Source organism: Klugiella xanthotipulae (genome assembly GCF_006716695.1).
GTDB lineage: Bacteria > Actinomycetota > Actinomycetes > Actinomycetales > Microbacteriaceae > Klugiella > Klugiella xanthotipulae.
This window is the reverse complement of record NZ_VFPN01000001.1, coordinates 205959-218990: the sequence shown is the minus strand read 5'-3', so window position 1 is coordinate 218990 and position 13032 is coordinate 205959. Positions and strand designations below refer to the sequence as shown.

Genomic DNA, 13032 nt, shown 5'->3' with positions numbered 1-13032 from the left:
CGACCCGGGGTCAGGAGGGGTAGCGCGAGTTCCGGTGCCCGAGCACACTCGGGGATGCGTGTGGGCGTGGTGAGGAGTCGGGCCGGTTAGTTGTGTACAAACATCAGATTTTTGGGGTTGTTACGCATGAACTTGATGGGGACGGTCATCCCGGGCTGCATGTGGGGGGCGTAGAGGGGGGAGAGCGGTTCGCGTACGACGATATGGTGCTGCTCTGCGGTGTGGGGGTCGGTAAAGTCGAGCGTGAACTCGACGACCGGGCGTGAGCCGGTGACCTGGGCTGTGGACCGGGCAGAGACGATGAGCGCGGTCGCCTCGACGCCCTCTTTCACGAGCTTTCCCGTGCGCATGACGAGAAAGACAACACCCAGAACCGCAGCCGCGGCCGCAATGAGACCAAAGTATTCCATGGGGCGAGCCTAGCGAATTGTCGGGGGCTGGATGTTCGCCTGAGCGCCCCGGAGGGGGTAACGCTTTGGTGCGCCTCAATTCCTGCACGACAGATAAATTCGAGCGGTTGCGCGAAGCCATGCGGCAGCAGGATAAACGATCTGTGTGTTGTGTTGACGGTTCAGGGGCAGGTACCGAAGAGGCTGTTCGCTTTCATATCTATGTGGCCACCACCTCTGGCCAGGTGGCCGAAAATGCTTCCGAAATGCCTTCGCCGGAGCACGTGATTCAGCCTGCGCGGGCATAGGAAGAGGATCCTGTGTAGGCCATTTTGGACGCACCCTTGGACTCGGGACACCCGGCTTTGCAGAGATAGCTGAGTGAGCTGTTAGCGATCCGAGAAACTGGGTGTGGCGTCTCTCATGCCACACCCATCGGGCAGACTGAGAGCTTCACCGCGTTTGACGAGGACGTCGCCCCTGAATCTGTGCCACATGCGGCCTACGCGGATACCGAGGAACCCGGTTACCCCGAGGACGGAGAATGACCTTCCTCCGCCAAGGCCAGCGCGTTTTCGTTGGGCGGTGCGTGCTCACGCATGAACTCGCCCACGCAGAGAACGGTGACCCCGTCGGCCACCACCCACGAGACGAGGCCCGCGCCAATCGCGTTGCCGCCGAACGCCTCACCAACCCCCGCGAACTCTCCGAGCTCGTCCGCGTCTACCCCGACGGCGACCAGATCTGTCGCGAACTCGGTATCACCCGCGAGCTATTCACGGCCTACTGGAGGAGTACGGCGACAGCGGCGGGTGCAATACCCGCCATATTGCCTAACCGACCCAACCTGTAATCGACCTTCTGCTATGGTCATCGAGTCCAATTTAAAAAGGAGTAACTATGAAACGACGTAGCCCAGCCGCACCCCTTCTTCTGCCCCTCATCACCTTCGGGATCTACACCCTCGTGTGGTTCGTGAAAACCAAGAACGAGATGAACGAAGCCAACGCCTCGAACCCCGAGGTTCGCATCCCGACCGCTTGGCTGTTCATCGTTCCGTTCGTGAACATCTGGTGGATGTGGCGCTACGCCGTCGGCGTCGAGACATTCACCAACCGCCGCATCAGCACTGTGGGGGCCTTCCTGCTTATGTTCCTGCTCGGTGTCATCGGTGACGCCATCGTGCAGAGCAAATTCAACGCGACCATCGACGGCCGCTAGCGACAAAGGCTGGGGGTGCGTGTGCCTGCGCGCCCCCGGCACCGGTTGTTAAGCCTTTAAGACAACGACTGCCCAGTGGGCTAGACGGCCAGAACAACTGTCCGGCCCGAGTAACTAACAAGACGAACATGGCAACGATCAAGGCCGACGACGCCACGAAGGGCCTCTTGTCCCGCGTCCGGTAGTGCAAACCTGACAACAAGCAGGCGCACAGCCGCGGGTTCCGCACCAAAAAAGAGGCCCACCTGAGCCCATCGGCCTCTGGCCCGGTTGAAACGGGCTGGCGGCTCCGCGTTCGCGAGAGATGGGGCGCGACGCCCGTCGTCATCCGCGACTACGGCACCCTCGCCAGCATCCTTGACGTGGCCGTGCGAGACCGGCGAATCTCGGCCAACCCGGCCAACCCGGCCAACCCGGCCAACCCGGCCAACCCGGCCAGCGGCGTCATGCTCCCGCGCAAGGTCCACGTCGGCGACGGCATCACCACGTGTGGAATCCCAAGCCGGCCAACGGCTGGCTGACACGTGCGCTCAACGCCCTGCGGGAGGAGCACAAGACCATCCCGGCAACGTTCACGCCACACGACGTTCGCCACCCGGCCGCGTCGCTCGCGGTGTCCTCGGGTGCCAAGGTCAAGGTGCTACAACGGATGCTCGGACACGCCTCGGCCGCGATGACACTCGACACCTACACCGACCTGTTCGACGACGACCTAGACGATGTTGCAGCGCGCCTCGATCACAAGATCACCGAAACAATTGTGGGCAAAAAGTGGGCAAAATGGCGGGCCAACAAAAAAAGAACCCCCGCATCCCAGTCGTTGACCGGAATACGGGGGTAAAAGTTGGTGCGGGAAAAGGGACTTGAACCCTCACGCCTTGCGGCACAGGAACCTAAATCCTGCGTGTCTGCCAATTCCACCACTCCCGCAGACCGTACCCATCTTAGTCATATGGCAGCGGTCGTGTGGCGTGCACCGTGCGCACCCTCCCCGCGGAGCCCGCGCGGGAGTAGGCTAGAGGGGTTTTCGCCCCGACCCCAGGAGAGATACCGTGACCCGTCAGATCAAGCTTGCCGTTATTCCCGGAGACGGCATCGGCCCCGAGGTTATTGCGGAGGCCAACAAGGTTCTTGATGCCGTGCTGGTGGGCAGCGACGTGGTGATCAAGCGCAGCCACTTTTCGCTGGGCGCGGCGCGCTACCTGGAAACGGGGGACACCCTCACCGACGAGGATCTCGCCGCGATTAGGGCGAACGACGTCATCCTGCTGGGTGCGGTTGGTGGGGTGCCCGGCGATCCGCGCCTGGCGAACGCCACTATTGAGCGGGGGCTGCTTCTGAAGCTGCGCTTTGAGCTCGACCACTATGCCAACGTGCGCCCCAGTATTCTGCTGCCCGGCGAGACGAGTCCGCTGACGGCCCCGGGCACCGTGGATTTTGTGGTTGTGCGTGAGGGTACCGAGGGCCCCTATGTGGGTAACGGTGGCGCGATCCGCGCCGGCACCCCGCACGAAATTGCCAACGAGGTCTCGATTAACACGGCGCACGGTGTGGAGCGCGTGGTCCGCTACGCGTTTGAGGTGGCCCAGGCTCGCCCCGCCAAGAAACTCACCCTCGTGCACAAGACCAATGTGCTCGTCTACGCGGGTGCGCTGTGGCAGCGACACGTGGATGCGATTGCCGCCGAGTTCCCGGAGGTGTCGGTCGATTATCTACACGTGGACGCCGCGACGATTTTTTTGGTGACAAACCCTGCTAGGTTTGATGTCATCGTCACGGATAATCTCTTTGGCGATATCCTCACCGATCTGGCCGGCGCAATCAGCGGCGGCATCGGTCTCGCCGCCTCCGGCAATATCAACCCGAGCGGTGAATTTCCTAGCATGTTCGAGCCGGTTCACGGTTCCGCTCCGGACATCGCCGGTGAGCAGAAGGCCGACCCGTCCGCCGCGATCCTGTCGGTCGCCCTCATGCTCGACCACCTGGGTCTGCCCGAACAGGCTACCCGGATCCGCGAGGCGGTCGCTCAGGATGTGGCCACCCGTGGTTCCGCTCCGGCCGGTGCGCTCTCCACTCGCACGAGCGACGTTGGCGACCGCATCGTTCAGCGACTTTCTCGATAAATCTATTCAGTACGTCAGGAATTGACACATGACACACGCACCCATCACGACCCCGTTGACCTTCACGACCGAGCGCAACACCCATTCCCTGCCCGCGGCCGAGCGTGAGGCTATTCTTGCCGACCCGGGTTTTGGCAAGTACTTCACCGACCACATGGTCTCGATCGACTGGTCCCGTCAGGAGGGCTGGACTAACGCCCGCGTGCTGCCCTACGGCCCGCTCCTGATGGACCCGGCCTCGTCGGTGCTGCACTACGGCCAGGAAATCTTTGAGGGCATGAAGGTTTATCGCCACCCAGATGACTCCCTGTGGACGTTCCGCCCCGAGGCGAATGGCACCCGGCTCAACCTCTCCGCTCAGCGTCTCGCGTTGCCCCAACTTCCGGTGGGCGACTTCATCGAGTCGCTGCGCCAGTTGATTGCGGTGGACGGTCCCTGGGTGCCCTCCGGCCACGACATGAGCCTCTACCTCCGACCCTTCATGATTGCCAATGAGAGCTTCCTGGGCGTGCGCGCCGCCGAGAAGGTCTCCTACCTGGTGATCGCGAGCCCCGCGGGGCCGTACTTTGCCAGCGGTGTGAAGCCCGTCTCCATCTGGTTGTCCACCGAGTACTCGCGTGCGGGTCGCGGGGGCACGGGGGCGGCTAAGTGTGGTGGCAACTATGCCTCCTCACTGCTACCACAACAGGAGGCCGCGGCCAACGGCTGCCAGCAGGTACTCTTCCTCGACGCGGTCACCCGTGAGTACATCGACGAGCTGGGCGGTATGAACGTGTTCTTTGTGAAGAAAGATGGCACCCTGCTGACCCCCAACCTCAACGGCAACATCCTGCACGGCGTCACCCGCGCGAGCATTATCCAGCTGGCGAAGGACCGCGGCGTTGCGGTGGAGGAGCGCCCCATTACGATCACCGAGTGGAAGGATGGCGTGGCCTCGGGCGATATTGTTGAGACCTTTGCGTGCGGTACGGCCGCCGTCATCACCCCCATCAACGTGCTCAAGGGGCCCGGTTTTGAGGTGGGTGACCCGGAGGCACCCGCCGGTGAATTCACCATGTCGATCCGCGAGGAACTCACGGATATCCACCACGGGCGTCGTCCCGACCGCCACGGCTGGTTGACGCGGCTGGACGCCTAACCCCTTCTTTTTGAGACAACCACACCCGAGGAGACCCATGCAGGTAGTACGGCTCAGCCACGACGAGGCCATCGCCTACGGCATCATTGACGGCGAGGACGTTGTTGTGCTCGACGGCGACCCCATGTTTGCGGGTTTCCAGCCCACGGCTGAGCGTATCCCGCTGGCCGAGGTCACGCTGCTGGCCCCGTCGATCCCGCGCTCGAAGGTGGTGTGCGTGGGGAAGAACTACCACGACCACGCCGCCGAGATGGGCGGGGTGGCCCCCGAGGCACCCCTGCTCTTTCTCAAGCCCAACACCGCGGTGATCGGCCCGGGCGACGCGATTGTGATCCCGCCGCAGTCGAAGCGCGTGGATTTTGAGGGCGAGCTGGCCGTGGTCATCGGACGGGTAGCCAAAAACGTGAAGGCAGCGGATGCCGCCGACTACATTTTTGGCTACACCGTCGCCCTCGATATGACGGCCCGCGACCTGCAGCAGGCCGATGGTCAGTGGGCGCGCGGTAAGGGCTTCGACACGTTCTGTCCACTCGGTCCGGTGATCGAGACGGAGTTTGAGGTGGCCGCCTCCGGGCTGACCACGCGGGTCAACGGTGAGGTGGCGCAGCACGCGCCCTTCACCGCGATGATCCACTCGGTGGCCGACATCATCGAGTACTCGTCGAGTGTCTGGACGATGCTGCCCGGTGATGTCATCCTCACGGGTACACCGGCGGGTGTTGGTCCGGTCGTGAGCGGTGATGAGGTCTCGGTGGAGATTCCCGGCATCGGGATTCTGCGGAACCCGGTTCGGTAGGCGCGGTCGCCCTGATGCAGCATCCGGGAGAGCTCGCTGAGGTTGGCCACGAGATCTCCCGTTGAGAGCCTATTCTGCGAGATCCGGGTCGGCGGTGGCACCCTGTTCTGCCGCGCGCTCCTGCCGCCGTGACCACGCCTGGTTGCTCTGCACAATCTTTTCGCCGGAACCCCCGGGGTGCGGGTCTATCCACACAATAACGGTGTCCCCCACCTGGGGTGACTCGGACTCCAGCGGCGGGTTTCCCGCCGCAAACTCGGACACCACGAGTGACTCCATCGGCCGACCCGGGACCTGAGTATGGAGGAGAAGGACGAGGACTACCGCGCGGTTGGTGCGGTCTACCCGGAGAATCCGGTCAATAACCGTGCCGGTAACGTGCAGCGCGGCCTGTGAAAACGCGGCGTAGTCCTCGGCGCTTTTCTGTTGAGTCCGAGTTGCTGATCGCCAACCGCGAAAGTACCCGCGCCACAGCGGCAGCAGGAAGACCCAGGGGAAGAGGATCCAGATGATGTCCCAGGCCAGCGGCATCACACCGCCGTGGTTCAGGGCGTTTCCGGTAATGAAACCCACCCCCAGGCACGTGCCAGCCACCAGGTAGACACCCTGTAAGACTCGGCGCTTTCGACTCGTGTATTTTCCGTACACAACCTGTGGATCCGTCGGGAGTTTCCCCATGTCCTCAGCGCGTTTCACCGGAAGAAGGCGCGTATGTGGGGTCGTCAGCTTGAGAGCCTTGAAGTCGTCGGCGGGGAGATTCTGCAGGAGGGTCATGGGGGTCCTTTCGCTGATTCAGGATACCGCTGGTCTGGTTATCGGTTGGTCGGGACCCGCTCGTGTCAGCTCGGGTGGCGCCCCAGCTCCCGCGTCAGATCATCCAGTTCCGACCCACCGGCCATCAGCCTGGTGAGTTCCTCCACCGTGATCTCACCGCGCGCGTACGTGCCCAGCATCTCACCGCGGCCCAGCAGCAGAAATGTGTCGCCCACCGGATATGCGTGGTGCGGGTTGTGCGTCACAAAGACCACACCCAGCCCCCGGTCACGGGCCCTCGCGATGTCGCGCAGCACAATCCCTGCCTGTTTGACGCCGAGGGCCGCGGTGGGCTCGTCGAGGATGACAACGCGGGCACCGAAGTAGACGGCCCGGGCGATGGCTACGGATTGCCGTTCACCGCCCGAGAGGGTGCCGATGGGCTGCTCCAGGTCGCGCAGCTGGATGCCCATCCGGGCCAGTTCGGCGGAGGCAACCGAGCGCATCCGGGCCACATCGAGCCGGCGCAGCGGGCCGTGACCCACCGTGAGTTCGGAGCCGAGGAAGAAGTTGCGCCACACGGACATCAGCGGCACGACCGCGAGGTCTTGATAGACGGTGGCGATGCCGTGGTCGCGCGCCTCCCGCGGGCTCGATAAACGGGTGGGCTGGCCGTCAACCAGGAACTCGCCGCTGCCGTGCGGCTGTGCGCCTGAGAGGATACTGATGAGCGTTGACTTGCCCGCCCCGTTGTCACCCAGCACACACAGCACCTCACCGGCGAGTACCCGGGCGGAGACGTCGTGCAGTGCCACGATGGAGCCATAGGAACGGCCCACGCCCCGCGCCTCAATAAGGGGGGTGCCGGCCGAACCGGGTCGCGGGGGAGTGGCCCCGCTCATGAGCGCGACCCCAGCCTCTTGCGCACGTACAGGTTGACGAGCACCGCGCCGAGCAGCATCGCGCCCAGAAAAGCCTTGAGCCAGTTGTTATCCCACTGGGCAAAAACGATCCCCTGCAACGTCATCCCGTAGATGAGCGCCCCCAGCGCGGCCCCCACGGCCGAGCCGTAGCCGCCCGTGAGCAGGCAGCCGCCCACGACGGCGCAGATGATGTACACAAACTCCTGACCGATACCGCTCGTGGCTTGTACGGTCGAGACGTCGAAAAGTTGCAGCATCCCCACCAGCCAGGCTGCACCGGCGGTGGTCATGAAGAGCGAGATTTTGGTGCGAGCCACGGGTACGCCCATCTGTCGCGCGCTCGACGGTGCCCCACCCGCCGCAAAAATCCAGTTTCCGGGCCGCGTACGCAGCAGCACCCAGGTGGCGATCAGCGTGACCGCGAGCCACCAAAACACGGAGGTCTTCACCTCCACCCCGAGGAGCGACACGCGTGACCCGAAGAGGATCTTGCCGGTGTCGAAGCCGTCCACCGCGGACATCCCCTGAATGGCCACCGAGCCGGTGATGAGCTTCGTTACCGCCAGATTGATGCCCTGCAAGATAAAGAATGTACCGAGGGTCACGATGAAGCTGGGCAGGCCGGTCGTGACCACGAGCAGGCCGTTAATCGCGCCGAGTCCGAGGGCAACGGCGAGCGATAACGCCATCGCTAACCAGATGTTGACCTGCCACTGTGTGGTGAGTACCCCCACCAGCAGGCCGGTTGTGCCGGTCATGGCCCCGGCGGAGAGGTCAAACTCGCCGCCAATCATGAGCAGCGCCACCGCGACGGCCATGATGCCGAAGAGTGAGGAGGAGTACAGCCAGGTGCCGATGCCCGCCGGGGTGAGGAAGGCTGTGGTGATGCTCGAAAAAAGAACAAAGATCATGAGTGCGGCGGCCAGGGCACCGATCTCGGGCCGCCGCAGAACAGCGACAAACGGATGCGTGGCAGCAGGGACCACCGCGGCGACCGGCCCGAGGGGCGCGGCCGTCTCACTCACGGCGGGTGCTGCCCGGGTCATCGCGTGCCGTTCTGTGCGAACTCAGCCACCTCGGCGGCGTTGTCAAGTGTCACAAACCCGGGGCCGGAGTACACCGGCTGACCGCCGCCCACCTGGTCCCCGTTGCGGTTGAGCAGGGTGAGGAAGGTGACCGGCAGGTAGCCCTGCGAATAGGGTTGCTGGTCTACGGCAAAAAGCACCTTCTTGTCGAGGATGAGGTCGGTCACGTCGCTAGACACATCAAACGTGGCGACCCGGGCGTCGCTACCGGCGTCAGCAACGGCCTGCGTGGCAGCGGTTGCGAGACCCGAGTTGAGCGTCAGTACGGCGTCAATGCTCGGGTCGCTCAGCAGCTGGCTGGTGATCAGGTTTTGGGCGTCGGCGATGTTGGCAATATCCACCTGCACGTTACTGATCGTTCCGTTGAAGGTGTCAGCGACGCCCGAGCAGCGCTCCTCCAGCCCGGAGTTACCGGCCTCGTGGATCACGCAGGCAACCCGTGTCGCCCCCGCATCGTTGAGCTTCTCGCCCGTGCGTTGGCCCGCAATAAACTCGCTCTGACCCACATGGGTGAGGGCACCAAACTCGGCGGACCGTTCCAGTCCCGAGTTGATGGTGACCACGGGGATACCGGCCGCAACGGCCGCCTCAACCGAGTCTTTCAGCCCGTCCGGGTTGGCCATCGACACCACGATCCCGTCAACCTTGTCGGCCACGGCGCTGTCGATCAGGGAGCTCTGCTTCACCGGATCGCCGTCACCCTGGTAGGTAATTGAGACGTTCAGGTCTTCCCCGGCCTGCTCGGCGCCGCTCTTCACCACGTCCCAGAAGGAGTCGCCCGGGGTGCCGTGCGTGACAACCGCGATTGTGAGGTTGTCGCTGGGTCCGGTTTCGGTGGTGACAGCCGGTGCCGTGCATCCGGTCAGGAGGAGGGGGGCCGCAAGAACGAGGGGGAGGATGAGGCGGGCGAGCAGGGAGGTGCGAGTCATGGGGCGGGGTCTCCTGGGGACGGTCAGCGGCGCACCTCATCGTGCGCACGGGGGAACAACGGGGCGGGTCGGCTCCGAACGGCCGAACCCACTGCCCTCCAGAATAGCCCCTGTGCCCGAGGGCGATGACCTTTGTTGCGTTGTTGTCGTGAACAATAGGGCCCAGCCTCGGGGATCGTCCCACTGAGGCGATGCGCAGAATCACACCGTAGACTGGGGCGGTCTGCACTCATGATTGTGTAGGGAGGTATGAAGGGGATGCACAGTCCATGGTTGGCGCTCCGCCGCGGTGAATCTGCCCGCGAACGACGCCGGGTTTTGCTGAGTGCACACGAGGAGGCGTTTAACGGTTTCGCGATCCCCGATGTGGTGCGTGATCGGGTGCGCGAGTCTTGGGAGCGCTCCATTCTCAGCGAGATGAACCCCGCGAAGATCCCCCCGCTCAGCGTGTGGGCGCGCGAGAAGCTGGAAGATTACCGCCGCACCCACCCGCTCTCGACCATCATGCCCGTCATCCAGCGGCTCCTTATCGAGGATGCCGAGGAGGCCGGTATTATCGTGGCCGTGGGGGATGCCGCGGGTCGTCTGCTCTGGATCGATGGCGATCACACGCTGCGCGACGAGGCCGAGCGCATGAATTTTGTGGCCGGGGCTGACTGGTCTGAGGCTGCCGTGGGCATGAGTGCCCCGGGGGCCGCGCTCACGTTCAACCACGGTATCCAGGTGCTCGGGGCTGAGCATTTCAGTGAGTTAGCCCACCAGTGGAGCTGCACGGCTGTGCCCGTGCACGACCCGCTGACCAACGCTCTGCTCGGGGTGATAGACATTACCGGCGGCGACGATGTGGTGGCCCCGCACACCCTGCAACTTGTGGAGGCAACGGTGGCTGCGGTGGAGGCCGAGTTGCGCATTCAGACCCTCCGCAACGACATGGTGCTCGCGCAGGCCCGCCGCGGTTCGCGCGGCCTCTCGGAGCGTCGGCCCGTGCGCGGCACCGGCATCACCCGGCTCAACGTGCTCGGTCGCGACCGCGGTGAACTCTACATCGGCAGTGAACTGGTCGAGCTCAGCCGTCGCCACGCCGAGATCCTCACCCTGCTTGCCTGGCATGAGAACGGTCTGTCTGCGGAGCGTCTCTCACAGCTGCTGTACGGTCGGGACGACGGTGCGCTCACCCTGCGCGCCGAGATGGTGCGTCTGCGTTCGGTGCTCAAGAGTATTGATCCGAGCCTCACCCCGCTCTCGCGGCCCTACCGTTTGCCGCGCTCGATCACACTCGATGTGCGTGATGTCCTCTCGGCCATCGGCCGCGGTGCGCACCGTCTGGCCCTCGCGGCCTACGCGGGTCCGCTGCTGCCGGAGTCGGAGGCCCCCGGCATCCTGGATATTCGCACCGAGGTCGCCTACACGCTGCGCGAGGCTCTGCTCACCGACGCCTCGGTGGAGGTGTTGCTCGCCTACGTGCAAACCCCGGAGGGCGCGGATGACCGCCAGGCCTGGGAGACCTGCCTGCGGTTGCTGCCCGCTCGCTCGCCCAAACGCTCCCATGTGCTCTCCCGGCTCGAAATTATGGATGCGGCTGCCGAGGCCGCCGCGGCGACCGCCTAGCGGCGGAGGTCCGTCCCGATGTCGGAGGGTCCGGGCATCGTGGCCGTGGAGCCTAGCCCTGCCCCAGTTGTGGTACCTGCGGGAACGTGGTCGCCAGGTACAGCTCGGTGGTTTCACTCACACTCTGGATGAGGTACTCACGGTCACCAGGAAATCGCACGTAGTCACCGGTCGCGGCCTCGATGGGTTCCTCGACGGGTCCGAGGCGCACCGTGCCGGACATAACGTAGGCGTGGTGCAGACTGCCCGGGGTGTGGGTCTCCCAGGGGGTGATCTGTGGGTCATCTGAGCGCCGCACCGTGAGGAGGGCGTTGCGCACGTAGCCGGAACCGTACACCTCGTCGAGCTCGCGTAGCTCGCCGGTGGGGTGGAGCGGGTTCCACGCGGCATCGGCGGCCCGTCGGATAAAAACGCCGCTGCCCCACTGGGTGAGTACCGAGCGCAGGGAGACACCGAGGGCGTCCGCAATCGCAGAAACCGTCTCGATCGTGGGGTTACCGTTGCCCTGTTCGAGTGCGCCCAGGGTTTGTTTTGAGAGTCCGGCGCGGCGGCCCAATTCGGCGAGTGACATGCTCCGTTCGGTGCGGAAGCGTCGAATATTACGGGCCAGCATCGTTGCCGTTGTGCTCATGGAATCTCCGTGTCTATTTTAATTGCCTGGCGTGCTGTTATAGTGGACGACCAGGGGAATACATCAGAAGCGTACAGTGCGCTTCACCAACGTCAACGGTGATGAGGACATCCATCATGAATAACACTGCTACAGCATCGCGCGACGAACGCACGGCCGTCGAGAAAGCCCTCAGCTTGCTGGAAGCTTTTGGGGCCGACGCTCCAACCGGGATGGGGGTCAGCGCTCTTGCTCGGCGCGCCCAGCTCAGTAAATCGACCGCGTTTCGGCTGCTCGCTCTGCTTGAACGCAAAAATGCCGTTGAGCGCGTGGGTACCAGCTATCGGATCGGCCCGATGCTGAACGCTCTGGGGGCCGGTAGCGACTCCCGCCTGCACGACACCCTCCGCGACTTCCTGACCCCGTACCTCGCCGAGCTGTACGAGCAGACCCGACAGACCGTGCATCTCGCCGTGCTCACCGGGACAGAGGTGATCTATCTCAATAAGTTGCACGGCCACCGGCGGGTCCCCACCCCCTCAAAGATCGGTGGTCGGGTACCGGCCTACCGTACCGCGGTGGGTAAAACGCTTCTGGCCCTCAACGAGGTCGCCTCCACCGCCGCGGGCCGCGGCACTTTTGATGCACCGACCCCCACAACGATCACGGGAGCCGCTCAATTGGAGCGTGAGCTTGATGACATTCGGAGGCGGGGCGTCGCCTACGATAACGGCGAGTCTCTCCCCGAACTGGTGTGCGTTGCCGCACCCGTCATGGGGCCACAGGGTCGCCCCGTCGCCGCGTTCTCGGTGGCTGGCCAGCGCGGCTTCTTTAGCCCGGAGGAGCAAGCGGAGGCCCTGCGGAGACTCTGCTTTGCCGCATCCCGAGCCCTCTCAACCGTCTCCCGGTAGCGGGAATTCTCTCCCGCGCAGGGGAGGTGCAGCGAGCGGTGCCCGGGAGAGCATGGGGATGCCAACCCCACTAGTCCAGGGGGATAGCGTCCAGATCGAGGGGCTGGGCCGTCACCCAATCGGGCTCAACCACGAGAAGTGACTGTTCCGTTTCCGCCGTCTCGACATCAACCACATAGCGGAAACCGCCCGCCTCGGCCGCGGCGATCGCGGCCAGGTCCTGCTCGGGAACGGGAAGCACGACCCGCCGACAGCGGGGGTCTTCCGCCAGGAGGTACTCGCTGACCGCGCGCAGCGCCTCGGGGTCGAACGGACGACCGGCCACGGTGGCCGTGTCGCCCTCCGCGCTGCGCAATTCCCGGTCGTGCGCCCCCGCCGGGTAGGACCGGCCGAGCGGACCCTCCAGGGCAAAGCGCGCAACAAAATGGGCCACCGGTGCACCGGGGCGTGAGACCTCGTAGCTGGAGCGCCAGCCGGGAAGGACATCGGCGAGCGGGGTGACCCGGGGCCGGGTATCCGTGGGGCTGGGAGTGGGTGAAGACATGG

15 protein-coding genes, 1 tRNA gene and 1 pseudogene are annotated in these 13032 nt (G+C 64.5%); 8 read left to right on the top strand and 9 right to left on the bottom strand.

The genetic code is table 11. From position 1 onward, the window contains the following. Window positions 1-86 precede the first annotated feature (86 nt). Window positions 87-410 carry a hypothetical protein gene (locus tag FB466_RS00990; RefSeq protein WP_141915131.1) on the bottom strand — a complete coding sequence of 108 codons (324 nt, stop codon included), beginning with the start codon at window positions 408-410 and terminating at the stop codon, window positions 87-89. A gap of 523 nt (window positions 411-933) precedes the next feature. Between FB466_RS00990 and FB466_RS00985 the strand changes: the two genes are divergently transcribed. Next, entirely contained in the window at window positions 934-1242 is a 309-nt protein-coding gene (locus FB466_RS00985) for an ImmA/IrrE family metallo-endopeptidase (protein WP_141915129.1), read from the top strand. Between the two features lie 47 nt (window positions 1243-1289). Beyond that, window positions 1290-1610, top strand: coding sequence for a DUF4234 domain-containing protein (locus FB466_RS00980; protein WP_141915127.1), 321 nt, complete (start codon window positions 1290-1292; stop codon window positions 1608-1610). Window positions 1611-1690: 80 nt separating this feature from the next. On the opposite strand, the gene FB466_RS13565 is transcribed toward FB466_RS00980, so the two are convergent. Then, window positions 1691-2077, bottom strand: coding sequence for a hypothetical protein (locus tag FB466_RS13565; RefSeq protein WP_211344727.1), 387 nt, complete (start codon window positions 2075-2077; stop codon window positions 1691-1693). A gap of 101 nt (window positions 2078-2178) precedes the next feature. Between FB466_RS13565 and FB466_RS13560 the strand changes: the two are divergent. After that, a pseudogene (locus FB466_RS13560) lies at window positions 2179-2451 on the top strand (tyrosine-type recombinase/integrase); the annotation flags it as partial. Window positions 2452-2455: 4 nt separating this feature from the next. Here the strand turns inward: FB466_RS13560 and FB466_RS00970 are convergent. Continuing rightward, window positions 2456-2540 (bottom strand) — tRNA-Leu (locus tag FB466_RS00970). 122 nt (window positions 2541-2662) lie between these two features. Between FB466_RS00970 and FB466_RS00965 the strand changes: the two genes are divergently transcribed. Genes FB466_RS00965 through FB466_RS00955 form a run of 3 tightly spaced genes read left to right on the top strand, consistent with a single transcriptional unit; the run spans window position 2663 to window position 5667 of the window. After that, window positions 2663-3733 carry a 3-isopropylmalate dehydrogenase gene (locus tag FB466_RS00965; RefSeq protein ID WP_141915126.1) on the top strand — a complete coding sequence of 357 codons (1071 nt, stop codon included), beginning with the start codon at window positions 2663-2665 and terminating at the stop codon, window positions 3731-3733. A 28-nt stretch (window positions 3734-3761) separates the two neighbouring features. Next, window positions 3762-4871 (top strand): branched-chain amino acid aminotransferase, encoded by a 1110-nt coding sequence (locus FB466_RS00960; protein WP_141915124.1) that lies wholly within the window; start codon window positions 3762-3764, stop codon window positions 4869-4871. Between the two features lie 37 nt (window positions 4872-4908). Then, window positions 4909-5667 carry a fumarylacetoacetate hydrolase family protein gene (locus tag FB466_RS00955; protein WP_141915122.1) on the top strand — a complete coding sequence of 253 codons (759 nt, stop codon included), beginning with the start codon at window positions 4909-4911 and terminating at the stop codon, window positions 5665-5667. Between the two features lie 69 nt (window positions 5668-5736). On the opposite strand, the gene FB466_RS00950 is transcribed toward FB466_RS00955, so the two are convergent. The 4 genes from FB466_RS00950 to FB466_RS00935 all read right to left on the bottom strand — a co-directional run bounded on the left by FB466_RS00950 (window position 5737) and on the right by FB466_RS00935 (window position 9357). Then, a complete protein-coding gene (locus FB466_RS00950; RefSeq protein ID WP_141915121.1) occupies window positions 5737-6441 on the bottom strand; it encodes a hypothetical protein in 705 nt (234 codons plus the stop codon). A gap of 65 nt (window positions 6442-6506) precedes the next feature. After that, window positions 6507-7322 carry an ATP-binding cassette domain-containing protein gene (locus FB466_RS00945; RefSeq protein ID WP_141915119.1) on the bottom strand — a complete coding sequence of 272 codons (816 nt, stop codon included), beginning with the start codon at window positions 7320-7322 and terminating at the stop codon, window positions 6507-6509. Beyond that, window positions 7319-8389 carry an ABC transporter permease gene (locus tag FB466_RS00940; RefSeq protein ID WP_141915118.1) on the bottom strand — a complete coding sequence of 357 codons (1071 nt, stop codon included), beginning with the start codon at window positions 8387-8389 and terminating at the stop codon, window positions 7319-7321. The genes FB466_RS00945 and FB466_RS00940 overlap by 4 nt, the downstream gene beginning before the upstream one ends. Continuing rightward, entirely contained in the window at window positions 8386-9357 is a 972-nt protein-coding gene (locus FB466_RS00935; RefSeq protein WP_141915116.1) for a sugar ABC transporter substrate-binding protein, read from the bottom strand. The genes FB466_RS00940 and FB466_RS00935 overlap by 4 nt, the downstream gene beginning before the upstream one ends. Before the next feature lie 258 nt (window positions 9358-9615). Here FB466_RS00935 and FB466_RS00930 point away from each other — a divergent pair, with 258 nt between their 5' ends. Next, window positions 9616-10965, top strand: a complete 1350-nt coding sequence (locus FB466_RS00930) for a sigma-54-dependent transcriptional regulator family protein (protein WP_141915115.1) — start codon at window positions 9616-9618, stop codon at window positions 10963-10965. A gap of 52 nt (window positions 10966-11017) precedes the next feature. Here the strand turns inward: FB466_RS00930 and FB466_RS00925 are convergent, their stop codons facing one another. Next, on the bottom strand, window positions 11018-11596 hold the full coding sequence (locus FB466_RS00925) for a helix-turn-helix domain-containing protein (protein WP_141915113.1): 579 nt from the start codon (window positions 11594-11596) through the stop codon (window positions 11018-11020). Between the two features lie 116 nt (window positions 11597-11712). On the opposite strand from FB466_RS00925, the gene FB466_RS00920 reads away from it, so the two are divergent. Further along, window positions 11713-12486 (top strand): IclR family transcriptional regulator, encoded by a 774-nt coding sequence (locus tag FB466_RS00920; RefSeq protein ID WP_141915112.1) that lies wholly within the window; start codon window positions 11713-11715, stop codon window positions 12484-12486. Between the two features lie 70 nt (window positions 12487-12556). Here FB466_RS00920 and FB466_RS00915 read toward each other — a convergent pair whose 3' ends face one another. Beyond that, window positions 12557-13030, bottom strand: a complete 474-nt coding sequence (locus tag FB466_RS00915) for a GNAT family N-acetyltransferase (RefSeq protein WP_141915110.1) — start codon at window positions 13028-13030, stop codon at window positions 12557-12559. Window positions 13031-13032: the final 2 nt, after the last annotated feature.